23 protein-coding genes and 1 pseudogene are annotated in these 24249 nt (G+C 69.1%); 10 read left to right on the forward strand and 14 right to left on the reverse strand.

Annotation, left to right across the window (positions count from 1 at the left end):
• Positions 1-299 precede the first annotated feature (299 nt).
• The 3 genes from ACLBW1_RS01190 to ACLBW1_RS01200 form a co-directional block, all read right to left on the reverse strand.
• The gene (locus tag ACLBW1_RS01190) at positions 300-1613 is read right to left on the reverse strand and encodes an MFS transporter (RefSeq protein WP_447809594.1); all 1314 of its coding nucleotides are present in this window, start codon (positions 1611-1613) and stop codon (positions 300-302) included.
• A gap of 155 nt (positions 1614-1768) precedes the next feature.
• The gene (locus ACLBW1_RS01195; RefSeq protein WP_447809595.1) at positions 1769-3283 is read right to left on the reverse strand and encodes a flavin-containing monooxygenase; all 1515 of its coding nucleotides are present in this window, start codon (positions 3281-3283) and stop codon (positions 1769-1771) included.
• A gap of 114 nt (positions 3284-3397) precedes the next feature.
• Complete coding sequence (locus ACLBW1_RS01200; RefSeq protein WP_447809597.1) at positions 3398-6208, reverse strand: ATP-binding cassette domain-containing protein; 2811 nt, start codon at positions 6206-6208, stop codon at positions 3398-3400.
• Positions 6209-6429: 221 nt separating this feature from the next.
• On the opposite strand from ACLBW1_RS01200, the gene ACLBW1_RS01205 reads away from it, so the two are divergent.
• A complete protein-coding gene (locus ACLBW1_RS01205; protein ID WP_447809598.1) occupies positions 6430-7443 on the forward strand; it encodes a hypothetical protein in 1014 nt (337 codons plus the stop codon).
• A 13-nt stretch (positions 7444-7456) separates the two neighbouring features.
• Here the strand turns inward: ACLBW1_RS01205 and ACLBW1_RS01210 are convergent, their stop codons facing one another.
• Complete coding sequence (locus ACLBW1_RS01210; RefSeq protein WP_447809599.1) at positions 7457-8245, reverse strand: crotonase/enoyl-CoA hydratase family protein; 789 nt, start codon at positions 8243-8245, stop codon at positions 7457-7459.
• Between the two features lie 64 nt (positions 8246-8309).
• On the opposite strand from ACLBW1_RS01210, the gene ACLBW1_RS01215 reads away from it, so the two are divergent.
• From ACLBW1_RS01215 to ACLBW1_RS01235, 5 genes and pseudogenes are all read left to right on the forward strand, one after another.
• On the forward strand, positions 8310-9353 hold the full coding sequence (locus tag ACLBW1_RS01215; RefSeq protein ID WP_447809600.1) for a crotonase/enoyl-CoA hydratase family protein: 1044 nt from the start codon (positions 8310-8312) through the stop codon (positions 9351-9353).
• 1 nt (position 9354) lies between these two features.
• On the forward strand, positions 9355-9990 hold the full coding sequence (locus ACLBW1_RS01220) for a TetR/AcrR family transcriptional regulator (protein ID WP_447809601.1): 636 nt from the start codon (positions 9355-9357) through the stop codon (positions 9988-9990).
• 76 nt (positions 9991-10066) lie between these two features.
• Complete coding sequence (locus tag ACLBW1_RS01225; protein ID WP_447809602.1) at positions 10067-11698, forward strand: FAD-dependent oxidoreductase; 1632 nt, start codon at positions 10067-10069, stop codon at positions 11696-11698.
• The gene (locus ACLBW1_RS01230) at positions 11695-12525 is read left to right on the forward strand and encodes an SDR family NAD(P)-dependent oxidoreductase (RefSeq protein WP_447809603.1); all 831 of its coding nucleotides are present in this window, start codon (positions 11695-11697) and stop codon (positions 12523-12525) included. The genes ACLBW1_RS01225 and ACLBW1_RS01230 overlap by 4 nt, the downstream gene beginning before the upstream one ends.
• A gap of 27 nt (positions 12526-12552) precedes the next feature.
• Positions 12553-12995: pseudogene (locus ACLBW1_RS01235) on the forward strand (VOC family protein).
• A gap of 24 nt (positions 12996-13019) precedes the next feature.
• On the opposite strand, the gene ku reads toward ACLBW1_RS01235, so the two are convergent.
• From ku to ACLBW1_RS01265, 6 genes are read right to left on the reverse strand one after another with little or no spacing between them, the layout of a single operon-like run.
• The gene (ku, locus tag ACLBW1_RS01240; protein WP_447809605.1) at positions 13020-13955 is read right to left on the reverse strand and encodes a non-homologous end joining protein Ku; all 936 of its coding nucleotides are present in this window, start codon (positions 13953-13955) and stop codon (positions 13020-13022) included.
• 60 nt (positions 13956-14015) lie between these two features.
• Positions 14016-14252 (reverse strand): ferredoxin, encoded by a 237-nt coding sequence (locus tag ACLBW1_RS01245; RefSeq protein ID WP_447809606.1) that lies wholly within the window; start codon positions 14250-14252, stop codon positions 14016-14018.
• Positions 14249-15490 (reverse strand): NADH-ubiquinone oxidoreductase-F iron-sulfur binding region domain-containing protein, encoded by a 1242-nt coding sequence (locus ACLBW1_RS01250; RefSeq protein WP_447809607.1) that lies wholly within the window; start codon positions 15488-15490, stop codon positions 14249-14251. The genes ACLBW1_RS01245 and ACLBW1_RS01250 overlap by 4 nt, the downstream gene beginning before the upstream one ends.
• A complete protein-coding gene (locus tag ACLBW1_RS01255; RefSeq protein ID WP_447809608.1) occupies positions 15487-16047 on the reverse strand; it encodes a ferric reductase-like transmembrane domain-containing protein in 561 nt (186 codons plus the stop codon). The genes ACLBW1_RS01250 and ACLBW1_RS01255 overlap by 4 nt, the downstream gene beginning before the upstream one ends.
• Positions 16044-17000, reverse strand: a complete 957-nt coding sequence (locus tag ACLBW1_RS01260) for an FAD:protein FMN transferase (protein ID WP_447809610.1) — start codon at positions 16998-17000, stop codon at positions 16044-16046. Before ACLBW1_RS01260 ends, ACLBW1_RS01255 begins: the two co-directional genes overlap by 4 nt.
• Positions 16997-17293, reverse strand: coding sequence for a hypothetical protein (locus tag ACLBW1_RS01265; RefSeq protein WP_447809611.1), 297 nt, complete (start codon positions 17291-17293; stop codon positions 16997-16999). Before ACLBW1_RS01265 ends, ACLBW1_RS01260 begins: the two co-directional genes overlap by 4 nt.
• A 186-nt stretch (positions 17294-17479) precedes the next feature.
• Between ACLBW1_RS01265 and ACLBW1_RS01270 the strand changes: the two genes are divergently transcribed.
• The 3 genes from ACLBW1_RS01270 to ACLBW1_RS01280 all read left to right on the forward strand — a co-directional run bounded on the left by ACLBW1_RS01270 (position 17480) and on the right by ACLBW1_RS01280 (position 19853).
• A complete protein-coding gene (locus tag ACLBW1_RS01270; protein ID WP_447809613.1) occupies positions 17480-18511 on the forward strand; it encodes an NADP-dependent oxidoreductase in 1032 nt (343 codons plus the stop codon).
• A 101-nt stretch (positions 18512-18612) separates the two neighbouring features.
• Positions 18613-19335 (forward strand): VIT1/CCC1 transporter family protein, encoded by a 723-nt coding sequence (locus tag ACLBW1_RS01275; RefSeq protein ID WP_447809615.1) that lies wholly within the window; start codon positions 18613-18615, stop codon positions 19333-19335.
• Between the two features lie 35 nt (positions 19336-19370).
• On the forward strand, positions 19371-19853 hold the full coding sequence (locus ACLBW1_RS01280; RefSeq protein WP_447809616.1) for an SRPBCC family protein: 483 nt from the start codon (positions 19371-19373) through the stop codon (positions 19851-19853).
• Here the strand turns inward: ACLBW1_RS01280 and ACLBW1_RS01285 are convergent, their stop codons facing one another.
• The gene (locus tag ACLBW1_RS01285; RefSeq protein WP_447809617.1) at positions 19854-20039 is read right to left on the reverse strand and encodes a DUF6480 family protein; all 186 of its coding nucleotides are present in this window, start codon (positions 20037-20039) and stop codon (positions 19854-19856) included.
• Between the two features lie 297 nt (positions 20040-20336).
• Between ACLBW1_RS01285 and ACLBW1_RS01290 the strand changes: the two genes are divergently transcribed.
• Complete coding sequence (locus ACLBW1_RS01290) at positions 20337-22814, forward strand: cytochrome P450 (RefSeq protein ID WP_447809618.1); 2478 nt, start codon at positions 20337-20339, stop codon at positions 22812-22814.
• A gap of 11 nt (positions 22815-22825) precedes the next feature.
• On the opposite strand, the gene ACLBW1_RS01295 is transcribed toward ACLBW1_RS01290, so the two are convergent.
• From ACLBW1_RS01295 to ACLBW1_RS01305, 3 genes are all read right to left on the reverse strand, one after another.
• A complete protein-coding gene (locus ACLBW1_RS01295; RefSeq protein ID WP_447809619.1) occupies positions 22826-23383 on the reverse strand; it encodes a TetR family transcriptional regulator in 558 nt (185 codons plus the stop codon).
• Positions 23384-23479: 96 nt separating this feature from the next.
• On the reverse strand, positions 23480-23749 hold the full coding sequence (locus tag ACLBW1_RS01300; RefSeq protein WP_447809620.1) for a metal-sensitive transcriptional regulator: 270 nt from the start codon (positions 23747-23749) through the stop codon (positions 23480-23482).
• Between the two features lie 74 nt (positions 23750-23823).
• Positions 23824-24234, reverse strand: coding sequence for a DUF302 domain-containing protein (locus ACLBW1_RS01305; protein WP_447809622.1), 411 nt, complete (start codon positions 24232-24234; stop codon positions 23824-23826).
• Positions 24235-24249: the final 15 nt, after the last annotated feature.

Below are 24249 nucleotides of genomic sequence, written 5' to 3' on the forward strand. Positions count from 1 at the left end.
GCAGCACCCCGCTCCACCGCAGGTGCCCTCCGCTTGCGTTCGGCGGGGTGCGATCCGGTTCGAGCACTGCCGAGATGTTCTCGGGCTCGATCGGCTCTGACGGATCGCGCGTGAGATCTGAGACGAAAGTCAGAGGTAAGGAGCTCACGTACCCCACCCGAGGCGGCGGGAGTGCGCCATCCTCGATCAGTAGCTCATCGATGAACACCCGAAGGGAGCGTTGGCGCGTCATGCGCCTCTCTGCCCGGTCATGGGCGCGAACGCTACAGCGCGGCACCCGGAGCGACAAGGTGGCTGACTCACGACACCGACTCGGCCGATGTGTCTTCTACCTGGACGCCCAGAGGGTGCGCGATCTCGTCGCGGTCGAGTCGGGTTGTCGCGTAGGCGATCACGGCGACCGGGATCGGGATCACCGCGGCCAGGACGAACGCCGTGGTGAGCCCCAGGGCGCCCGCGACGGGCGCGGCGACCGCCATCGACACCGGCATGAACGCGACCGAGACGAAGAAGTCGAGACTCGAGACGCGACCCAACATCGCCGGCGGCACCCGCCGCTGCATGAGCGTGCCCCACAGCACCATCGGCGCATCGAAGGTGATGCCCATGACGAACGCGGCCACGACGAACATCACGACACGGTCGGCGAACGCGAACGCGATCAGTGGGAGCCCGCTGAGCCCCCACACGACGAACATGATCGTCAGGTAGCGCCGCGGCATGGGCCGCGAGGCCATGTACAGCGACCCCAGCGCCCCACCCACGCCGAAGGCCGCCAGCACCATGGCGTGCGATCCGGCGTCGCCACCGGCACGGTCCTTGATCGCGAAGGGGACCAACACCTCGAGGGGGCCCGCGGTCATCATCACCAGGATCAGCGCGAACAGCAGCGTGGCCAGCAACCACGGGGTACGCCACATGTAGCCGAAGCCCTCGCCGATCTCGGCGACGGTGCGGCGCAGCGCATGCCGGTCGTCGATGACACGGTCGACGGGGACCGGGCGCATCCGCACGTAGAAGATCGCCGACATTGCGCTGGCGACCGCCGATCCGAGGATCGCCGCGGGCGGCGAGGAGATGGCGATGAGCCCACCGGCCAGAGCGGGCCCCGCCGCCTGGAAGACGACCGGGCGCAACGTGCCCTCGAACCCGTTCACCGCGAGCAGCTCCGACGCCGGCACCACGCGCGGCACCAGTGCCGAATACGCCGGGTAGTAGATGCCGGTGGTGATCCCGCCGATCAGACCGACGCCGGCGAGTGCCCCGACGCCGAGATTCCCGGTGACACCGAGGAAGCCGACTCCGCCGATGGCGACGAGCTTGACCACCTCGAGTGCGATCAGGATGGTGCGCTGGGACATACGGTCGGCCAGCACCCCACCGAACAGGGTGGACACGACCATCCCGACCGCGGCCAGTGTGGTGATCGCCGACAACGCGCCGGGGCCGCCGCCGAGGGCGATGACCTGCCAGACGACCCCGACGGTCCAGATGCCGTCGGCGAATGTCGCCAGTACGAGACCCATGGCGAGTAAGCGGTATTGCCGACGCGCCAACGGCGCCAGAGCGCGCGGCAACCGCGATCGCTCGGCGCCGGTCGACTTCTCGGCCACGCTCACATCGTCCAGGATGCCGGTGTCCGAGGCACCTACGCCATCGAATTACGTGCCGTCGCGTCGCGGCACAAGTGGCTGAGATCGTCCCCCTCAGGACCCGTCGAGGGCAGATTGCCGTCGGCGACCCCCCAGGGGGACGATCTCGGCCACGGTCAGCTGTGGACGACGTCCGGCGCGACCTTCGGTGCGCGGCCGAAGGTCATCGACTCGGTGATCTTGTCGCGCTTGGCGTCGATCGCGTCGAGCACCACGTTGGCGCGAACGGTCCACGGCTTGGCGGCACTGGCCTTGGGTAGTGCGCCCGCCGACCGCGCGACGTAACCGCTGGAGAGGTCGACCATCGGCACGTCGGGGAGCTCCTTGCCGCCCCGGTCGGGGTAGGCGTGGGTGTACCCGTGAGAGTCCATGTAGTGCAACAGGTCTGCGACGGCCTTCGACGTGAGATCGGCGCGCAGCGTCCACGACGCATTGGTGTACCCGAACGTCCAGGCGAAGTTGGGGACACCCTCGAGCATCCGACCGCGGTAGAGGAAACGCTCACCCGGGGTGACCTTCTCGCCGTCGACCGCCAGGCTGATGCCGCCGAACACCTGCAACTGCAGTCCGGTCGCGGTCACGACGACGTCGGCGTCGAGGTGGTCACCCGACGACAACCGGATACCGGTCTCGTCGAAACTGTCGATCGTGTCGGTGACGATCCCGGCCTTGCCGGATTTGATGGCGCGGAACAGGTCTGCGTCGGGGACGACGCACAGACGCTGGTCCCACGGGTTGTAGGTCGGGTTGAAGTGGGTGTCGACGTCGAAACCGTCGGGCAGGATCCGCTTGGCCAGCCCACGCAGCCGTGCGCGTGCCGAATCGGGGTAGCGGCGGCAGTAGAGGTAGAACGCCAGCGAGATGCCGGCGTTCTTCCCGCGGATGATCTTGCTCGCCAGCGGCGCGGGCAGGCGCTTCTGCAGGGCGTGCGCGACCTTGTCGACCGACGGCAGCACCGTGATGTAGGTGGGCGAGCGCTGGAGCATCGTGACGTGCTCGGCGTCGCGGGACATGCTGGGGATCAACGTGATCGCCGTGGCACCGCTGCCGATCACGACCACCTTCTTGCCGGCGTAGTCGAGATCCTCGGGCCACTTCTGCGGGTGCACGACCTCCCCGCCGAAACGATCGATCCCGGCGAAATCCGGTGTGTACCCGCCGTCGTAGTCGTAGTAGCCGGTGCACAGGTGGAAGAACCGTGCCTGGTAGGTGACGGGCTTGCCGTCGATCTCGGTCTCGATCGTCCACCGGTCGACGGTGGTGTCGAAGTCGGCCGAGAGCACGTGGACGCCGTAGCGGATCTTCTCGTCGATGCCGTATTCGGTGGCGGCGTCGACGAGGTACTGCCGGATGTCGTCGCCGTCGGCGATGGACTTCTCCCCGTCCCACGGACGGAAGGGGTAGCTCAGCGTGTAGATGTCGCTGTCGGAGCGGACACCGGGATAGCGGAAGAGATCCCAGGTGCCGCCGATGGCGTGGCGACGCTCCAGGATCGCGTAGCTCAGGCCGGGGTTGCGTTCCTGCAGCCGGTACGCGGCGTCGATGCCCGAGAGTCCCGCCCCGACGATCAGCACGTCACGGAACTCGACTGATGACTCCGACCTGGTCTCGGATGTGCCTGCCTGGGTCATGATGATCCTCTCCGCATCGGAGCAGATCCGGCTGACGAACACACCGGACGCTTATTGACTGATCGACAATAACGCTCTTATTGACGCAACGTCAATAGCGGCGCAGCCGTTGTCTCAGCCTACGACGATCGCCGCCACCACCACGGCGGCGACGAAGACGATGGCGACGACATCGGCGAATCCGGGGCGGCGATCGGCGCGGGCGACCGACCCGATCCCGCCGCGGTTGTCCATCGCGGTGGCCACCTCACGCGCACTCTGCACCGCGAGCGAACACGCGATGGGCATGCAGGCCGACCACTGTTCGACCCGCTGCTGCGCCGATCGCCTGCCCGGGGTGCGACGCTGCCCCACTGTCTGCAACAGCACCCGGAAGTCGGAGATCATGAACGGGAGCAGACGCAGTGCCACGGTCACCGCCACCGCGACCGGCTGGAGCGGGATGCGCACGCGCCGCGCCCAGCCGACCACCCGCTGCCCGAAGGCGGGTACCTCCGCCATCGGTGTGGTCCAGCAGAACACCAGCGACAGGTAGAACGACACGATCGTTATCGAGATGAGCACCGCCCACGTGCTCGCGCCGCCGAGCCCGAGTCGGACGTCGAACACCGTCACGAACGGCTTCCCGCCGCCCATCGCGGTCACGAACCCGCCCAGCCCCATCAGCGCGAAGATCCACCACGGCAGCCGCGGGAGGGCAGCGACGGGGATCCGGCCGGCGAGCGTCCACACCGCGGCGATGAGCACAGAGGCGCCGACGGTGACCCAGCCCGGATCGATCGCGAACATCAACGCCGTCGCGACGATGGCGAACACCTTGCTGCCCACCCACAGTCGGTGTGCCGGGGACGACCGGGGCAGGACGCGTCCCACGACGCCCGCCATCGAGGCCCGCGAGGGACGCTTCTGCACCGCCGCCGGTCGCGGCGGGAGGACCGCCACGTCGATCGCGCGGTCGGCGATGGCGCGCAGTTCGTTCAGGTCGTGGGTGACGATGACGAGCGTGGTGCCCGAGGCGCGCACCCGCGCCAACGCATCGACCATCGCGATCCGCGAGGCGTCGTCGAGCCCGGCGAGCGGCTCGTCGAGCACGAGGACACGGGGGCGGGCGGCGAGGAGTCCGGCCAGCGCGACCCGACGCTGCTGGCCGACGCTGAGGTGATCGACACGCATCTCGGCGACCACCGACGGGTCGAGACCCAACTCGCGCAACGACTCCCACACCAGTCGACCGTTGGCGCGGTCGACGCCCGCGGCATCGCAGATGTCGTCGCGGACACGGGAGCGCACCAGCGACAGTCGTGCGTACTGGTGGCCGAACAGTGCACCCTCGCGGTTGTTGCGCACCGGCTCCCCATCGAGGAGGACCTGACCGGCGTCGGGCGTCTCGATGCCGGCGAGCAGCCGGGCCAGGGTCGATTTGCCCGCGCCGTTCGCCCCGGTCACGAGGACGGTCTGCCCCGGAGCGATGGTCATGTCGATGTCGGCGAGCACCTCCCGGTGCCACGGGGTGCCGCTGTCGTGGGCGAACCGCAGGCCCGTCACATCGAGCCGGCCGCCACGAATCCAGTTGCGGCGGTTGCCCACAGGTGGTGTCGCCGGTTCGGTGTCGCCGCCGGGGACCACGATCGTCGCATCGGCGCCGGCGAGTTCACGCGGGTCGTGGGTCACGTGCACCACCGCGGTCCCCGCGTCCGCGAGTCGCCGGTAGGTCGTCATCAGCGCCTCTCGGCCCGCGCCGTCGATCATCGCGGTGCTCTCGTCGCTGACGAGCAACTGCGGATCGCGCGCGAGGGCGCCGGCGATCGCGAGTCGCTGCAGCTGTCCCCCGGACAGCCGCGAGGTCTCGGCGTCGAGCGCGACGTCGAGGCCCACGCGGTCGAGCAGCGCGCGGGCACGTTCGGGGGTCATCGAGGGGTCACCCCAGGCGAGGTCGTCGCCGACCTGTAGTCCGAGCACACCGGTCTCGGGTCGCTGGCCGATGACGGCGGTGCCCCCGGGCGCTCCGAGTCCGGGGTTGCCCGCACGGATGACTACACCGGTGGTGGGAGCGCGGCCCGAGATGACCCGGGCGAGAGTCGATTTACCCGCACCGTTTCGTCCGGCGACCGCGGTGAGACGGCCGGGCGCGATGTAGGCGTTCATCCCCCAGACCGTCGGGGTGGTGGCCCCGGGGTGGGTGACCGAGACATCGCGCAGCTCCATCGGGACCGGCGCGATGCGGCCGGTCTCCTCCACGAGAACATCGGTCGGCGGCGGCCCGAGGCGGCGTGCGAGGGACTGCGCCGGGCGTTTGACGAACAGATAGGTGAACAGCGCGGTGAACACGACCCCGAGCAGTGTCGCCACGGGGATGGTGATCGGCCAGACCCGCAGAGCGCTCACGACCGCGCGGTCGAGTTGCTCGACCTGGGTGGCACCGGCGTTGCCGATCAGCCGGGCCGCGCCGCCGACCGTGTTGCGGATGTTGTCGAAGATGAACTCGCGGTAGCTCGAGAAGATGGCGAGGCCGGCGGTGGTCAGTGCCGCCGACGGGACGCCGAGCCCGAGGATCGCACCGGCGACGACGGTCGGCGGCGACCAGAGCCGACGGATCGCGATACCCGCGAAGCATCCCGACAACGCGGCGCCGGCGACCATGTTCGCCGTGCCGTACCCACCGAAGAGCAGGGCCACGATCCACCCGGTGACGCCGGCGAGGATGCACACCGACAGGCGCCGTCGGATACCCAGGACGGCGAACGGGATCGACGACACCAGGATCGCGGCCCCCGCGATCGGCAGCACCCGGCTCAGCACACAGATCGCGGCGGCCACATCGGCGAGCGCAGCGGCCTCGGCGGCCTCGACGGCGCTGATCCGCAGCCGCCGAGGGCCGACGGCCGGCCGCCTGCGTACCCGTGTCTTCTCCAGGACGGAACTCACGCCCACCGCCCTCTCATCGTTCACATGTCATGTCCGTATCCAGGGTGCCAGAACGTCGAAGTCCCACGTCGCGGAGCGCGACGCCGTCTGAGGGTTCGGCCAGAGTCGGTGCCGCGTCCCGACGCCCCCACCTCGCGGAGCCCACCGTTTCTGAGGAAATGCTGCGAGTTCCCCTCGCGGCGGCCGGACGGCCCCCGCGGCCGAGTACCTAGTCTGTGGTCGTGACGACCACGATCTCTCGCATGCCCCGATGGGTCCCGGTGTTCCTCGGCGTGGTGACGGTGTCGGTGATCGTCGGCGGGTCGGTGTTCGCCGCGGGCGCGCCGTCGCGTCCGATCGCCGCGCCGCAGGCCGCCGACCCCCGACCGGAAAAGGTCCAGTCCGCCCGGGACTCGCTCTCGGAGGCCAAGCTGTTGTTCGGTTTCCTGACCGCGGCGGTGTCGGGCGGATCGGCGACGGTGACCACGCTGACGTCCGGCGTCGAGCAGATCTTCGACGCGGTCGACACCGCCGGACGCGGATCACAGCAGCTGGTGACGGCGCTCGAGCAGGCGCCGTCGTTGGCGGCGGCCGGGGGGCAGGTGTCGCAGCTGACCGCGCGGGCGTCCGGCGCCCTCGGCGAGGTGTCGCGGTTGTCCGACGCCGCGGCCCCGATCGACGGCCTCGTCGACCGCATCGTCGCCGCCGTCGAGTCGAACGCCATCCCGGGTGCGCGCAGCAGTCTGCCGGCGTTGCGATCGTTGCAGAAGGCCACGGGAGATCTCACGTCGCAGACCGAGGCGATCGCCGGGCTGCAGCGGGCGTTGGCGGGGTTGGGGCCGGCGGCACGGTCGTCGGCCGGGACGGTCGACGCGAGCATCTCCTCGGCACGCCGGTCGGCCGACCAGCTCAGTGAGGGGTTCGCGACGCTGTCGTCGGCGCGACCCCGGGTGGTCGAGGCGGCGAACTCGTTCAGCAAGACGTTCGGTCAGTTGACCACCGTCCTGAAGACGATCGACAGCCGTATCGGTGCGGCGCAGGCCGATCTGGGCCCGACCGCCGCCATCACCCCGCCCGAATCGACCGGACAGACGCAGGTGATCCTCGCCCGTGACAACGCGCCGTTGGTCGCGCGGTCGTTCCTGTGGGCCGGCGTCGCGGGTCTGATCACCCTGCTGGTGCTGGGTGGCGTCCCGACCGTTCTCGGCTACCGGTCGCGCCGACGCGCGACCGTCGTCGACACCGCCGACGACTGACCGCACCGGCGGATCACGACGTGCCGGACTCGAAGGTGCCGTGCCGACCCGCACCGGACACGAACCGCCCCGCGCCCTGCGCCGTGCCGTTCACCAACGACGTCGCCCCGTGGCGGGTCTCGTTCAGCAGCGCCTGGTCGAGGGTGAGGCCGTCCTGTTCGAGCACCGACCTCCGGTCCTCGCGCAGGCAGGTCTGAGGGAACGCCGCGAGCTCGTGCGCGAGTGTCGTGGCGGCCTCGAGTGCGGTCCCCGCGGGGGCGATCCGGTTGACCAATCCGATGGCGTGGGCCTCGGTCGCGCTCACCGGGCGGCCGGTGAGGATGAGGTCCATCGCGCGACTCTCGCCGATGAGTCGGGGCAGCCGGACGGTCCCGCCGTCGATCAACGGGACCCCCCAGCGACGGCAGAAGACGCCGAGGGTCGCGTTCTCGTCGGCGACGCGCAGATCGGCCCAGAGGGCGAGTTCGAGACCACCGGCGACGGCGTATCCCTCGATCGCGGCGATCACCGGTTTGCCCAGACGCATCCGCGAGACCCCCATCGGGGCGTCGCCGTCGGGCGCGAAGCGATTGATGCGCTCGGGGTCACCGGCCGCGATGGCGCCGAGATCGGCGCCGGCGCAGAACGTGCCGCCGAGTCCGTGCAGGATCGCGACGGCGGCGTCGTCGTCGGTGTCGAAGTCGCGGAAGGCCTGCGCGAGGGCCTCGGCGGTCGGGCGATCGACCGCGTTGCGTACCTCGGGACGGTCGATGGCGATGACGGTCACCGGACCGTCGTGACGCACCTGAACCAGCTCGGCCATGGGTCGAGGGTAGACCCGCGCAGTCCGGGCCCGAGGCCCTGCGGCCACCGATAGTGTTGCGGCGATGACCGATGACGCGAACCTGACGACCCCGACCGAGGGCGGCGACCGCCCGGCCGGATGGCGTGACGACTGGACCTCGGGCCCACCGGTCTCGGCGGTGGGCGACCGCACGCCCCCGGACGCACTCGACTATCCGACGCTGACCTACGAGGTGACCGGCCGCATCGCGCGGATCACCTTCAACCGGCCGGCGCACGGCAACGCGATCACCTCCGACACCCCGCGCGACATCGCCGCCGCCGTCGAGCACGCCGATCTCGATCCGCGCGTGCACGTGATCCTGCTGTCCGGTCGCGGCAAGGGCTTCTGCGGTGGGTACGACCTGGGCATGTTCGCCGAACGATGGCAGGACCCGGGCGCCGACGAGTCGCGGACATCGGTCCACGAGGTAGGGGTCGACGGCACCGTGCTCGACCCGATGGTGCAGGCGACCAACCACAACCCGGTCGGCCAGTGGGATCCGATGGTCGATTTCGCGATGATGAGTCGCAACGGTCGCGGGTTCTCCAGCCTGTTGCACGCGAACAAGCCGGTGGTGGCGAAGCTGCACGGGTTCTGTATCGCGGGCGGCACCGACATCGCCCTGCACTGCGACCAGATCATCACCGCCGACGACGTCCGCATCGGTTACCCCCCGGTGCGGGTGTGGGGTGTGCCGTCGACAGGCCTGTGGGCCCATCGCATCGGCGACCAACGCGCCAAGCGGATGCTGTTCACCGGCGACAGCATCGACGGGAAGACCGCGCTCGACTGGGGTCTGGCGGTCGAATCGGCACCGGCCGATCGTCTCGACGAGGTGGTGGAGGACTACGTCGCCCGCATCGCCGCGATGCCGATCAACCAGCTGATGATGGTCAAACTCGCCCTCAACAGCGCCCTGCTCTCGCAGGGTGTGGCCAACTCGGCGATGATCAGCACTGTCTTCGACGGCGTGTCGCGGCATACGCGCGAAGGGTATGCATTCCAGACCCGTTCGGCGACATCGGGTTTCAAGCAGGCGGTGCGGGAACGCGACGAACCGTTCGGCGATCACAAGAAGGGGTGAGGTGAGCATCGCGCAGGAGGGGGGCCGCACGTACGGCGGCGAGAGTCCGCTCGCGCGCGACGAACGGCGTCGGCGGCAACTGCTCGACGCGGGCCTCGCGATCTTCGGGTCGGTGGGTTTTCGCGCGGCGACCGTGCGCGGCCTGTGCCGCGAGGCGCGCGTCGCCGATCGATATTTCTACGAGCAGTTCCCGACCCTCGAGGATCTGCTGATCGCCGTCTATTCCGAATGCGTCGAGGCCATGATGACGGCCGTCATCACCGAACTCGCGGCACTGCCGACCGATGCGCACACCGTCACCCGGGCCGAGCGGGGGCTCGACGCGTTCTTCCGCGTCACCGAGAACCCGCAGTTGGCGCGCGTGGTGTGGCTCGAGGTCCTCGGGGTGAGCCCCCGGGTCGACCGGCTTTACCTCGACACCCTCAACCGGTTCGGCGACCTCTTGCTGTCGCAGATGCGAGCCGACGGGCCGGGACCCGCCGACGACGCCGAGCGGCGGGTGCTCGCGACGGCGGCCGTCGGTGGCATCCGTCAGACCGGCACGGCCTGGCTGATCGACGGATACGTCACCGACCGGAAGGTGCTGGTCGCGGCGTCGACGCGGTTCCTGGTGGCGATCGCCGAGTCAGTTCGCTGAACCGATTCCGCTCGGCCCCGCCGCGCCCGTGGGCTAAAGTGATGACGCTTGTCATCGGATGGAAGGCGAACGCGTCATGACGGAGATCGACCACGACTGGGTCGTCATCGGATCCGGTTTCGGCGGCAGCGTCGCCGCACTGCGACTGGTCGAGAAGGGCTACGGCGTGACCGTGTTGGAGAAGGGCCGCCGCTTCGCCGACACCGATTTCGCCTCGAGTGCCTGGCAGGTCGGCAAACTGCTGTGGGCTCCGTTCGCCGGCCTGCGCGGGATCATGGCCATGACCCCGTTCTCCCACGTCACGGTCATCAGCGGCGTCGGTGTGGGCGGCGGGTCGCTCGTCTACGGCAACACCCTCTACGTGCCGCACTCCGACGACTTCTACCGCCATCCGCAGTGGGCCGATCTCGCCGACTGGCGGGCCGAACTCGCCCCGCACTTCGAGACCGCACAGAAGATGCTCGGTGTCACCACGTTCGTCGGCGAGGGACCGAGCGAGAACCTGATGCGCGACATCGCCGCCGACCTCGGTGCGAGCGATCGCCTCCACACCACCGAGGTCGGCGTGTTCCTCGGCGAACCCGGGAAGCGGGTCCCGGACCCCTACTTCGACGGCGCCGGCCCCGACCGCGAGGGCTGCATCCGATGCGGCCAGTGCATGCTCGGGTGCCGCCACAACGCCAAGAACACCCTCGTGAAGAACTACCTGTACCTCGCCGAACGCCTCGGCGCCCGGGTGGAGGCCGAACGGACCGTCGTCGACATCCGTCCGATCGGCGCCGCCGACGGTTCCGACGGCTACGAGGTCACCACGGTCCGGTCGGGCGGCATCGTGCGTCGTGACCGACGGACGATCCGGACGCGCGGCGTCGTGGTGGCCGGCGGCGCTCTGGGCACCAACCTGCTGCTGCGCACGTTGCGCGACCGCGGTAGCCTCCCCCGGCTGAGCGACCGGCTCGGTCACCTCGTGCGCACCAACAGCGAGGCCATCGTGGCGGTCACCTCGAACGACCGCGACGCCGACCTGCGCAGCGACATCGCCATCACCACGAGCATCCACCCCGACGAACACACCCACTTCACCAACAACACATACGGTCTCGGCGGCGACGCGATGGGTCTCACGTTCGGTCCGCTCACCGGCGGCCGATTGCGGGTGGGGCAGTTCGTGCTCGCCGTACTCGCGCGTCCGCTGCGGTGGCTGAGCCCGGGTCGTCTGCGGGGCTGGTCGAGGCGCTCGGTGGTGTTCACCATCATGCAGAGCACCGACACCGCGCTGCGGTTGCGCCGACGGAATCGGTTCAGCCGCGTCAACACCGCGGTCGGCGACGGGGACGCACCGCTGGGTGACCTCCCGATCGCCCGGAAGATCGCCGAATCGGCGGTTCGGCACATCGGCGGGGGCGGTTACGGTTCGACCGCGGTGACCGAATCGCTGCTGGCCCGACCCACCACCGCCCACATCCTCGGTGGCGCGGTGATCGCCGATTCGCCCGCGCGCGGGGTCGTCGACCGCTACCGACGCGCCTTCGGCTACGAGAACCTGTTGATCACCGACGGTTCGACCGTCGCCGCAAACGCGGGTGTGAATCCGAGCCTCACCATCACCGCGATGGCCGAGGAGGCCATGTCACATGTGCCCGACAAGGATTCGGCCACCTCGTACGAGGCGGCCACGGCACGTCCGGCACCGGTGACCGCACGGTGAGCGGCCGGGAAACCTGGACACGCGCGGGCCGTCACGCGGTGGTGACGGGCGGATCGTCGGGGCTGGGACTCGAGATCAGCCGCCAGTTGGCGCATCGCGGTGTCGGGGTGACGCTGCTCGCACGTGACGAGGTGAAGCTCGCCGCGGCGGCGAAGACGCTGCGCGCGGAGGTCGCCGATGCTGCGGTGCGCACACTGTCGGTCGACGTCTCCGACCCTGATGGGCTCACCGACGCCTTCGGTCGACTCGCCGCCGACCATCCGATCGACGTGCTGATCAACTCGGCGGGCATCATGCGCGAGGGCTACTTCGAGACCCTGCCCGCAGCAGCGTTCACCGATGTCATGGACATCAATTTCTTCGGCACCGTCAACGCGATTCGCGCAGTGTTGCCTCATCTTCCGCATCCGGGTGGTCGGATCGTGAACATCGCCTCACTCGCCGGGCTCACGGGCGTCTTCGGGTACACGCCGTATTGCGCGGCCAAGCATGCCCTCGTCGGTTTCACGAACGCGCTGCGATTCGAGATGGAGCCGCAGGGCATCGGGGTCCACCTGATCTGCCCCGGGGAATTCGACTCCCCTCTCGTGGAGGCTCTCGACGCCACCCGCACACCCGAGAACCGTGCGCACACGTTGACCATCCCGAAGGTGCCGGTGGAGACGATCGCGCGGGAGACGCTGGCGGCGTTGGACTCCGGGCGCGATCAGGTCATCCCCGGGCGTCTACCCGCGCTGGTGTCCACCGGGCAACGACTGCTGCCTGCGGCCGGGAAACTGGTGGGCCGCCGCAAGGTCGCGCAGGTATACCGCGGACCGCAACGCTAGACGCTTCGATGGGTTAGCCTCGCTCCCATGTCCGCCCGCGAGGTCCAGATCACCTTCGACTGCGCCGATCCGGCTGCCTTGGCCGCCTTCTGGTGCGAAGTGCTCGACTATCGCGTCCAGCCACCGCCGCCGGGATTCGACACGTGGGACCGCGCGCTCGAGCATGGGGAGTGCCTGCGGACCAACGGAACTCACGGTCGGCGGCGGTGCCGCATGACGTCGACAGCGGTCCCCGACTGTTCTTTCAGCGGGTTCCCGAGGGGAAATCGACCAAGAATCGTGTGCACCTCGACGTCCGCGCCGCACCCGGGCTCGACGGTGACGTTCGGATGTCGGCGCTGCAGAGGGAAGCCGATCGATTGACCACGCTCGGCGCGACGGAGGTGGAGCGTGTCGAGCCCGACGGTCGGATGGAGACCGGGTTCATCGTCATGCTCGATCCCGAGGGCAATGAGTTCTGCCTCGACTGAGCCAGTGCGTCAACCCGCCTTGCGCTAGGCCGACTTCTTCGCCGCGGTCTTTTTGGCGGGCGCTTTTTTCGCCGGCGCCTTCTTCGCGGCGGCCTTGCGGGGCGCAGCTTTCTTGGCCGGGGCCTTCTTCGCGGGTTCCTTCTCGTCGGACCCCGCATCGTCAGCTGACGAATTGTCGGCGCCACCACGGTTCTTCACCGATGCGCGTAACGCGGCGAGCAGATCGGCCACCTCCGAGTCGTCGTCACCCGAGTCCTCGGTCTCGGCGGTCGGGAACGCCTCGGTTCCTTCGGCTTTCGCCTCGATCAGCTTGCCGAGTTCGAGCTGGTAGGTGTCCTCGTACTCTGTCGGGTCGAAATCGCCTGCCATGGTGTCGATCAACGACTGCGCCATCTCGAGTTCCTGCGGCCGGATCGTCGGTTCGTCCTCCAGCGCCGGGAAGTCGGCCTTGCGGACCTCGTCGGGCCACAGCAACGTCTGCAGGGTCATCACGTTGTCGACCACGCGCAGCGCAGCGAGCCGGGTCCGATTTCGCAGCGTGAACGTCACCACCGCTACGCGGTCGCTGTCGGCGAGCGCCTGGCGCAGCAACACATACGCCTTCGGCGATTTCGACGCCGGCTCGAGGTAGTAGGGCTTGTCGTAGTAGATCGGGTCGATCTGCTCGCGCGGAACGAACCCGGTGATCGAGATCTCGGGGCTCTTCTGCACTGGGAGCTCGGCGAGGTCGGATTTGGTGAGGATCACCGTCTCGCCGCTGTCGCTCTCGTAGGCGTTGGCGATGTCGGAGAACTCGACCTCGGTGTCGGTCCCCTCACGCACCTTGCGGTAGCGGATGCGGGTGCCGTCCTTCGCGTCGACCTGGTGCGAGGTTCGATCGTGCGACTCCGTGGCGGAGTACACCTTGACCGGCACGTTGACCAGGCCAAAGCTCAGATCACCCTTCCAGATCGAGCGCATAGGGATCATTGTGCCGACCGCGACCGCCGTCCGCAGCCCCCTGGGCCGTGTCGATGCAGATCAGTGACCCGATCTCGGCGCCTCGGGACCGGGATCGACCAGCGACAGCGCCAACCGGGGACAGGCCCGGGCCGCTCGACGCGCCCGACCGGCGGCGTCGTGCGGCACCACCGGTCGGCGGCGCCCGTCTCGACCGACCGGGTATCCCCATTCGTCACGGTCGAACACCTCGGGCAACAGTTCGGCGCACAGTCCCCGCCCGTCGCAGGCGGTCCAGTCGATGTGCAACGCAGTCATGAGCGATGTCCTCCCGTGCCGTCTGTCGCGATCTCGTCTTGGAACACCGCGAGCGCCGACCGCACCATGTGGGCGGTGCCGTCGGGATGGCCGCAGGCACCGCGGCCGTCGATGGTGTCGGCGAGGGTGATCGCGCGATGCGCGGCCCGGGGACTCCCACCTGCGGCGACGTCGGCCATCGCCTCGGCCAGCGCGGGCATTCCGAAACGACACGGCCCGCACTGCCCGGCGCTCTCCCGCGCGAGGTGGCCGACGATGTCGGCGACGACGGGGAGACCGCGCTCACCTCGCGTCAGGTAGGAGAACACCCCCGCGCCGGGTGTCGCGCCGACATCCGACAGTGACCGCGCGGACAGGGCGAGGCGCGGGACCGCACGCCCGTCGACCCACGTGCCGTGGAAACCTCCGATGAGGACCGCGCGGAGGTCGGTCGGGTCCACCGAGATGCGTCGCAACAGCACCGCCAAGGGTGTACCCAGATCGGTCTCGACGACGCCGTCGAGACCGCTCGGTCCGGACAGTGTGACCAGGGCGGTCCCGGGCTCGGCCGTGGTCCCGCGGCCCCGGAACCACGCGGCGCCATTTCGCGCGATGAGCGCGACATGGGCGAGGGTCTCCACGTTCTGCACGAGGGTGGGCCGGCCACGCACGCCGCGCACCGCACTCGGGACCACCCGGTTGCGGGGCAGTCCCGGCCCGCCGGAGAGCAGGTCGACGATCGCCGTGGTCTCCCCGTCGACGAAGCGCCCTGCCGTCGCGGTCACCGTCACCGCGGTGCCGTCCCACCCCGCTGCCGCCCGCTCACCGACGAGCGCACTGAGCTCGGCGACCCGGTGCACGGGAACACACAGGTGGGCGGCCTCGGCTCCGACCGCCTCGGCGACCGCGGCGAGACCATCGAGCACCAGATGCGGCGACTGTCGCAGCAGGACGGCATCTTTCCCGCTGAGCGGTTCGCCCTCGGCGCCGTTCGCGACGACGATCGGGCGGTTGCGGCGCCGGGCGGCGTCTGCGGTGGCCGCGATCTTGCGTGCGACCGGGAAGGCCGCGCCGCCACGGCCGGTGAGGCCGGCGGCGTCGATCATGCCGATGAGGTCGGGGCCGCGCAGGGACCTCGGCCCGTAGATCTCGTGATGACGTCGAAGCGACTGCCCGGCGCCGGTCAGCAGTCGGTCGCCAGGATGATCGGGCGCCGAAGCACGGTGACGGGACGGGTGCGGTTGCGTGATCGCGGTCATGCGTTCGCCACCTCTCTCGGTCGGGAGAACTCGGTGAAACGGGGATGGACTCGTGTGCCGACCGCGGTCAGCACAGCGACGACGCAACACGCGGTGACGGCCCACATCCACGGCGCGCCGGTGTCGCTGCCGGAACCCAGGCCGTGGGCGACGGCGATCGGCCACAGGCCGTATGCGGTCCAGTGGATGGCGCGGAATGCTCTCGCCCCGATGCGATGTCGCAGAAGTGCGCTGAGCACCACCACCGCGACGACGTCGAGGGTCAGCGTGCCCAGCCCCACCCAGAACCACTCGTAACCGCCGCCGAACGGCACGACCACGTCGACGAGGTCGAGTTGGGCATAGGGGTCGACGACGAGCGTCGTGACGTGCACCGCGATCAGCAATGTCGCCGAGAGGGAGGCGAACTGGTGCAGCGAGATCACGCCGAATCGGGGTAGACCGGCGAGACCGCGGCCCGACCGGGTCGCGATGCCGAGGACCATCGACACCGTCAGCATCATCAGGGCGGTGACGCCCGTCCCGCGTCCCAGCGCCCAGAGGGCCTCGTCGCTCATGCCGCCATCTCGGCGTCCTGCGGCCAGCCGCCCAGTCCGATGACTGTGCCGTCGGCGGCGACGAGACGCGCGGGCAGTCCGGTCGACTCGATCCACTGCTGCCCCGCAGCGCCTTTGACGACCGCACCGGTCGTCAGGGTGTTCGCGTCGACGCAGCGACGGGCGACCACGGTGACGGTCCGCCAGTGCCGTGAGGCGGGATCGCCGGTGCGGGGGTCGATGATGTGGTGGACGCTGCGCCCCTTGTGGGTCCACTGTCGGCGCAGGGTGCTGGAGGTGGCGACCGCGCAGTCGCCGACGAGTCCGATCTGCGCGGCGGGTTCGCATCCCCCGGCCGCGGGGAGGTCCTGCACCAGGATCTGCCATCCACCGGCGGGCGCCTGTCCGCGTGCGCTGATGTCGCCGCCGAGATCGACCATTGCGCCGCAACCGATCTCGTCGGCGATGACATCGGCGGCGAGGTCTGCGGCCACCGCCTTCGCCGTGGCCCCGAGGTCGAGGAGCACACCCTCGGGGACGGTGAGGGTGTCGCCGTGTCTGCGGATCATCGTGTGATCGGCCTCGTGCACATGGACGCTGGGGCCCGCAGACAATCCGGCTGCGCGGTCGGCCACCATGTCGGCGAGGTCGCGGTCGTACCCGAGCGCGATGAGGCGGCGGCCGATGGTCGGGTCGACGGCGCCGTCGGATGCGCGAGCGGCGTCGAGCGCGGCGTCGACGAGGGTCGCCAGCACCGGGGTGATCCGCGTCGGTCGCCCGCGCCGGATCGACCTGCTGTAGAGCTCGGTGTCGGGACGGAAACGGCTGCACGCGGCGTCGACGTCGGCGAGCACCGCGTCGACGATGTCCCGCGCCTCCGGCAGACGATCACCGTCGGTGACGACCAGCGACGCCTCGAGGCCCCACACCCGCCAGGTCGAGGTGGCCACGTGATCGCTGTCGGGGCGGTTCATGAGCCGCTCGTCTGGCCGTGGGTGTCGCCCGAGCCGGCGGTGACGGTGGGTGCCGCGCCGAAGGACGCGCTGCCGGCGGACTCGGTCTGGGTCGAGCCGGTCTGGGTCGAAGTCCCGGTCTCGGTGGTCGCCTCGGTGGAGGTCGGGCTGGTACTCGAGGTGGTGGTGCCACCCGTGCTGTCCGTGTCGGCGTAGGCCAGACCCGAGGTGATGCCGACCGCGGCGAGAGCGCTCGCCGCCAGTGCGCCGGCCGCCCATCGCGCCCGTCTGATCCCGCGTTGGGGTGATGTCACGATCGACTCCTTCGTATGCTGCGGCGAGGTGGTCGTCGGTGTCCTCCCGCTGTGATGACCAGCATCGGATCCGAACCTGGGAGGTCGCTGCGACCGCGCTGCGAAGGGCGTCGGAACAACGCGCGGGCAGGGGTCGTTGCCCCACACGACAGTTTTGTCCACGAAATCTCAAGGAGCTCCACCATCATGACCTCGCCGCAGTCCGCACGACGTATCGTTCTCGCCGCCCGCCCCCACGGCGAGCCGAAGGACTCCGACATCCGCTTCGAGGAGTTCGCGCTGCCGGATCCCCAGGACGGTCAGGTGGTGTTGCAGACGCTCGACCTCTCGCTCGACCCCTACATGCGCGGCCGTATGAGCTCGGCGAAGTCGTACGCACCGCCGGTCGAGATCGACGCCCCGATGGTCGGTGCGACGGTCTCGCGCGTGCTGCGCTCGACCGACCCCGACTTCGCCGAAGGCGACATCGTCCTCGGTTACGGCGGGTGGCAGACCCACTCGGTCGAATCCACCAAGCACCTCCGCAAGCTCGACAAGGACTCGGCGATCCCGCACACGACCGCGCTCGGCGTACTCGGGATGCCCGGCTTCACCGCGTACTCGGGCCTGTTGACCATCGGCCGCCCGCAGCCCGGCGAGACCGTCGTCGTCGCCGCGGCCACCGGTCCCGTGGGGTCCGCGGTCGGTCAGATCGCGAAGATCAAGGGCGCGCGTGCCGTCGGTATCGCCGGCGGTCCCGACAAGGTCGCCTACCTGCGTGACGAATTGGGTTTCGACGCCGCGATCGACCACCGCGCCGACGATTTCGCCGATCAGCTGGCGGCAGCGACCGGCGACGGCATCGACGTCTATTTCGAGAACGTGGGCGGCAAGGTGTTCGACGCGGTCCTTCCACGCATGAACACCTACGGCCGAATCCCGGTGTGCGGCCTGGTCGCCAACTACAACCTGACCTCCCTGCCCGAGGGGCCCGACCGCAGCGGCGCGCTCATGGGCGTCATCCTGCGCAGCAGCCTCACCGTGCGCGGCTTCATCCAGACCGAGTTCGCTGCCGAGCAGCAGGAGACCTTCCTGTCGCAGGCATCACAGTGGGTGGCCGACGGGTCGCTGAAGTACCTCGAGCATGTCGTCGACGGGTTCGACAACACCCTCGACGCATTCCGAGACATGTTGGCAGGACGCAGTTTCGGCAAGACCGTGGTGCACGTCGCCGATTGACACCCAGGCCCACCGACCGGTTCAGGTTTGCCTGTGCTGGCCGGGGCAGGGTTGCCTGCACTGCCTGGAAATCGCACGCGCAGAACGGTTCAATGACTCGCATGTCCGAGACCGAACCGATCCAGCACAGCGCAGAGCCCCACGCGGCGGGCACCGGCGGCAAGCTCAACTGGTTGCGCGCAGGCGTGTTGGGGGCCAACGACGGCATCGTGTCGACCGCCGGCATCGTCATCGGTGTCGCCGCGGCGACCGCCGAACGTGAACCCATCTTCACCGCCGGCGTGGCGGGACTGGCCGCCGGCGCTGTGTCGATGGCACTCGGCGAGTACGTGTCGGTGAGCACCCAACGCGACACCGAGAAAGCGCTGCTGGACAAGGAGCGGGCGGAGCTCGTCGAGCAACCCGAAGAGGAACTCGAGGAGCTGGCCGCGATCTACGAGGCCAAGGGACTCTCCACCGAGACCGCATGGCAGGTCGCGACCGAGCTCACCGAGAACGACGCGTTCGCCGCCCACGTGGACGCCGAACTCGGCATCGATCCCGACGACCTCACCAGCCCGTGGCAGGCCGCCATCTCCTCGGCGATCTCGTTCACCACGGGCGCGATGCTGCCGTTGCTGGCGATACTCCTGACACCCGCGCATCTGCGCATCCCGGTGACCTTCATCGTGGTCGCCGTGGCGCTCGCGCTGGCCGGCTTCATCAGCGCGACGATCGGCGAGGCGCACCGTTCACGCGCGGTCCTCCGGGTGACGATCGGCGGCATCATCGCGATGGTCGTGACCTACGCGATCGGGCGTCTCGTCGGCGGCGTGGTGGTCTGACCTGCGCCCTCCGCGCCGAGGTTAGGTTGGACCCCATGACCTACGAGTACGCCGACTCCATCGACATCGACGCCGACCCCGCCACCGTCTACGCGGTGGTGTCCGACGTGACGAGAACCGGTGAGTGGAGCCCGATCTGCGCCGCCTGCTGGTGGGACAGCGGCGACGAGCCGGGTCCCGACGGCCCGCGGGTCGATGCCTGGTTCACCGGTCGCAACGAGACCCCGTCGCGGACGTGGGAGACACGTTCGGTGGTGGTCGCCGCGGAGCCCGGTCGTGAGTTCGCGTGGCTGGTCGGCGGCAAATACGCGCGATGGGGTTTCGCACTCGAACCCGTGGGCGAGGGGACACGGCTCACCGAGACATGGCAGTTCCGCGACGACGGCATCTCCTTTTTCCACGAGAAGTACGGCGACGAGGCGCAGGCGCAGATCGCCGACCGCGTGGACGCCGCCCACACGGGCATCCCCGCCACCCTCGAGAAGATCAAGAGCATCGTCGAGGGCGACCGAGCCTGATCAGAAGTACTGGGTCGAATCCACGATCACGGCGATGAGTCCGGCGATCGCGACGATCACCACGATGGTCGTGATGACCCCCACCACCACGGTGGTCGCCGAGAACCGACGCGGTGTCGCCTGCCGGGCGTCGGACCCGAGTGAGGTCGACACGTCGTCGGCGGGCGGTGTGGCTCCGGGATCCACGCTGCCGCCGCTCTACAGATCGGAGTCGGGGTAACGGACGGGATCGGAATCAGGCATCGATTGCTCCTGGGGTGACGGGCGGTGGAAACGACCACCGCCGACGGTCTCTGGTCTCTCGCCCCGAGCTGGACGCGCACCTTCCAGTGTCCACGTTTTCCGTCGGGTGGCGGGTGACGACCGGGTCACAGCGATCGAACGAACACGCGATGCGACAAAAATGCCCTCATTGTCATCGCTGGAGACGTATGGTTCCCTGATGTCACTCCGACATGGATTTCAGCGAAGGCGGTTGTCGTCATGAGTGTTCTCGACCAGGTCATCACCCGAGCCCAGGCCAAGGCGCAGGCAGTGGTCCCGATGGAGCGTCAGATCCAGGCACTGCACCTGTACCAACGCGCCAAGAAGCGTGTGGTCGGCGACGACCAGCCGCACTTCACCGAGGCCGAGATCCCGGACGTGACCGACCTCGACCTCACCCAGATCGACGTCGGCAACCCGTTCCTGTGGCGTCAGGGTCAGTGGCAGCCGTACTTCCGGCGGCTGCGCGACGAGGCGCCGGTGCACTTCCGCGCCACCAGCGAGTTCGGTCCGTACTGGTCGGTGACCCGCTATGACGACATCATGCAAGTCGACAAGGATTTCGAGACCTTCTCCGCCGAACCGCAGATCATCCTCGGTGAACCGCCCGAGGGTCTCGACATCGAGATGTTCATCGCGATGGATCCCCCGCGGCACGATCAGCAGCGCGGCGCGGTCCAGGGCGTCGTCGCCCCGCAGAACCTCGAGGAGATGGAGGCCCTGATCCGCTCGCGGGTGCAGGAGGTCCTCGACGAGCTGCCGACCGACGAGCCCTTCGACTGGGTCGACCGGGTGAGCATCGAGTTGACCTCGCGCATGCTCGCGACGCTTCTGGACTTCCCGTACGACGAACGCCGCAAGCTGGTGGAATGGACCGATCTGGTCGCCGCCAGCGCGTCGGCCACCGGCGGGTCCACCGACACCGACGCGGCGTACCGGGCGGCGGCGGAGGCCGCAAAGAGCTTCAGCGCCCTGTGGCACGACAAGGCCGCCCGTCTCAAGGCAGGCGAGAAGCCCGGATACGACCTCATCACATTGATGCAGATGTCCGAGGACACCAAGGACCTCATCGAGCGGCCGATGGAGTTCCTCGGCAACATCGTCCTGCTCGTCATCGGCGGCAACGACACCACGCGCAACTCCATGACCGGTGGACTGTTGGCGCTCAACCAGTTCCCCGAGCAGTTCGACCGCCTGCGGGAGGACCCGGGCCTGGTGCCGAAGATGGTCCACGAGATCCTGCGATGGCAGACGCCGCTGGCCTACATGCGTCGGATCGCCACCCGCGACACCGTCCTGAACGGCCAGTTCATCCGCAAGGGCGACAAGGTCGTGATGTGGTACGCCTCCGCGAACCGGGACGAGCGGACGTTCGCCGATCCCGACGCGTTCATCATCGATCGCCGCAATGCCCGTCACCACCTCGCGTTCGGTGTCGGCACACACCGCTGCATGGGCAGTCGCCTCGCGGAGATGCAGCTGCGGATCCTGTGGGAGGAACTCCTCACACGCTTCGACGACATCGAGGTTCTCGCCGAACCCGAACGCGTGCAGTCGAACTTCGTCCGCGGTTACAGCTCGATGATGGTGCAGCTCACCCCGAAGGGCGCCGAGCGGCGACAGCACGGCACCTACCGCGCGGAGCACCAGGAGCGTCGTCGACGCGAGACCGCCGAGCCCACCCGGGCCACGAGCACGCCGGCCCCGACCGCGGAGTCCGCTGCGACACCGGTCCGCGGACGACGAACTCCGAACACCGTGCTCGACCTGACGGTGACGGGACGGCGCACCGCGGCGGAGGGTGTCGTGGAGCTGACGCTCACCGATCCTGCCGGCGGCGCGCTGCCCGAGTGGACTCCCGGCGCGCACGCCGAACTCCTCCTGGGCCCGGGTCTGACGAGGCACTACTCGCTGTGCGGCGACCCGGCCGATCGGTCGTCGTGGACGGTCGCGGTCCTGCGGGAAGCGGACAGTCGCGGCGGGTCGGTCTTCGTCCACGACGAGCTGTCCGAGGGGACGGGTGTGCAGGTGACCGGACCCCGTAACCACTTCGCGCTCGTCCCGTCGCCGCGCTACCTGTTCATCGCCGGCGGCATCGGCATCACGCCCATCCGCACGATGATCGCCGCGGCACAGGCCGACGGCGCCGACTGGAACCTGGTGTACTGCGGCCGGTCCCGCTCGACGATGGCGTTCCTCGACGAGTTCGCGGGCGACGACAGGGTGACGATCTGGGCGCGCGACGAGCACGAGGACCGCCTCGACCTCGACGCCCTTCTCGGCGCGCCCCGATCCGACACCCTCGTCTACTGCTGCGGACCCGTCGGACTGCTCGACGCCGTGGAGGAGAAGTGCGAGTCGTGGCCGGACGAGAGCCTGCATCTCGAGCGGTTCGTCGCCACGCAGGTCGAGGCACCCGAGGGTGCACTGGACTCCTTCGAGATCGAGTGCACCGAATCAGGGGTGACCGTCACGGTGCCCGAGGGGACGTCGATGTTCGAAGCGGTCGAAGAGGCCGGTGTCGATGTCATGGGGTCGTGCATGGAGGGGATCTGCGGCACCTGTCAGGCCGAGGTCCTCGACGGGACGCCGGACCATCGCGACTCCGTGCTGACGCGGGCCGAACGCGAACGCGGTGACACCGTGATGCTGTGTGTGTCGCGGTCGCTGTCGAAGAAGCTGGTGCTCGACCTGTAACCGACGCGGGGTCAGGCGAATCCGCGCACCACGCGGTCGATACGGCTCACCGCCTCCTCGACGTCGACCGTCGGTTGGAGGAGGTGGCTCAGCGTCAGTCGGACCACGGAGTCGACCAGTCCCTCGGGCACCGTGTCGCCGAGGAGCGATTCGAGGGCACTGGTCGCCTGGCCGAGCACGGCATCGGGGTTCACGGTGAGGAGCGCGAGAAGGCCCGAATCATGGCCTGGCCGAAGCACAGCCGCGAGTGCGGCGTTCGACCGACCGTGTTCCAACACATTGCGCACCGCGGCGGAGACGCCGCCCTCGAAATCGTCGGGATGGGATTCGAGGCCGGCCCGAACCCGCTCGAGGAAACGGTCGACCTCCCGGGACACCACCTTGTCGCCGAGCTCTTCTCTGGTACCCACCTCTTTGTACAGGCTCTGCCTCGGGACCCCGGAACGCTTCGCGACCTCGGTCATGCTCAGGCCATCCCAGCCCTGATCGGTGATGATCTCCACCGAGGCGTCGAGGACCCGCTCGAGACGCAGAGCCCGCATCTCGGCGTAGAAATCGGGCGCCGTCATGGGTCGAGCCTAAAGGAGACCCAGACCCGGAGGCCTCACGGCCGTGATCGGGCGCGCAGGGATCGATCGCCGACTGATCGCGCCGAGTGCAGCGACCTACGCCAGCGCGAGGAACAGCTTCTCGAGTTGCGCCTCGGTCATCGGCTCGCGGACGCCCTCACCGTTGTCGGTCATGCACTCCCGCAAGCCGGTGGCCACGATCTTGAAGCCCGCTCGGTCGAGGGCCTTCGACACCGCGGCCAGCTGGGTGACGACGTCCTTGCAGTCGCGTCCGGCTTCGATCATGGCGATCACGCCGCCGAGCTGGCCCTGCGCGCGCCGTAAGCGGTTGAGCACCTGTGCGATTGCGTCGTCGTCGCCGATCATGGGACACCTTTCGTCGAAGAAACCAGCCTACCCCCGGGGGCATGGTGACCTCCGGGGGTGGGACGGTGGAGGGGTCAGGCCCCACCGAGGGCGGCGATCGCCTTACCGAGCAGTTCCGCTGCGTCGGCGGCCATCGGCGCGAGGCCGGACTCGCCGGTGACCGAGACCATGAGGTCGGGGTTCATCGCCTCGACGATCATCGTGCGACCGGATTCGTCGGTCGTGTCGGCGCGGACGACGACGTTGCAAGGCAACAACATCCCGATCTGCGGCTGCACCCCGAGCGCCCGGTGCGCGAGGTGCGGATTACAGGCCCCGAGGATCGTGAACGCCTCCATGTCCTCGCCGAGCTTCTTCTTCATCGTCGCCTGCACATCGATCTCGGTGAGCACGCCGAAGCCCTGATCGGCCAGCGCAGCGGTCACCCTCTCGCGTGCCGTGGCGAAGTCGGTGTCGGTGAGCGTGGTCGTGAGTCCGAGTTCCATCGTTCTCTCCTTCGT

It is taken from the genome of Williamsia sp. M5A3_1d, from assembly GCF_053345315.1.

Bases quoted from the DNA above. Each gene is read 5' to 3' on its own strand.
- ACLBW1_RS01290 (WP_447809618.1), top strand. From the start codon at position 20,337: ATGAGTGTTCTCGACCAGGTCATCACCCGAGCCCAGGCCAAGGCGCAG.
- ACLBW1_RS01245 (WP_447809606.1), bottom strand. From the start codon at position 14,252: ATGACTGCGTTGCACATCGACTGGACCGCCTGCGACGGGCGGGGACTG.
- ACLBW1_RS01225 (WP_447809602.1), top strand. From the start codon at position 10,067: ATGACGGAGATCGACCACGACTGGGTCGTCATCGGATCCGGTTTCGGC.
- ACLBW1_RS01270 (WP_447809613.1), top strand. From the start codon at position 17,480: ATGACCTCGCCGCAGTCCGCACGACGTATCGTTCTCGCCGCCCGCCCC.
- ACLBW1_RS01280 (WP_447809616.1), top strand. From the start codon at position 19,371: ATGACCTACGAGTACGCCGACTCCATCGACATCGACGCCGACCCCGCC.
- ACLBW1_RS01275 (WP_447809615.1), top strand. From the start codon at position 18,613: ATGTCCGAGACCGAACCGATCCAGCACAGCGCAGAGCCCCACGCGGCG.
- ACLBW1_RS01260 (WP_447809610.1), bottom strand. From the start codon at position 17,000: ATGAACCGCCCCGACAGCGATCACGTGGCCACCTCGACCTGGCGGGTG.
- ku (WP_447809605.1), bottom strand. From the start codon at position 13,955: ATGCGCTCGATCTGGAAGGGTGATCTGAGCTTTGGCCTGGTCAACGTG.
- ACLBW1_RS01295 (WP_447809619.1), bottom strand. From the start codon at position 23,383: ATGACGGCGCCCGATTTCTACGCCGAGATGCGGGCTCTGCGTCTCGAG.
- ACLBW1_RS01250 (WP_447809607.1), bottom strand. From the start codon at position 15,490: ATGACCGCGATCACGCAACCGCACCCGTCCCGTCACCGTGCTTCGGCG.
- ACLBW1_RS01255 (WP_447809608.1), bottom strand. From the start codon at position 16,047: ATGAGCGACGAGGCCCTCTGGGCGCTGGGACGCGGGACGGGCGTCACC.
- ACLBW1_RS01210 (WP_447809599.1), bottom strand. From the start codon at position 8,245: ATGGCCGAGCTGGTTCAGGTGCGTCACGACGGTCCGGTGACCGTCATC.
- ACLBW1_RS01300 (WP_447809620.1), bottom strand. From the start codon at position 23,749: ATGATCGGCGACGACGACGCAATCGCACAGGTGCTCAACCGCTTACGG.
- ACLBW1_RS01195 (WP_447809595.1), bottom strand. From the start codon at position 3,283: ATGACCCAGGCAGGCACATCCGAGACCAGGTCGGAGTCATCAGTCGAG.
- ACLBW1_RS01215 (WP_447809600.1), top strand. From the start codon at position 8,310: ATGACCGATGACGCGAACCTGACGACCCCGACCGAGGGCGGCGACCGC.
- ACLBW1_RS01305 (WP_447809622.1), bottom strand. From the start codon at position 24,234: ATGGAACTCGGACTCACGACCACGCTCACCGACACCGACTTCGCCACG.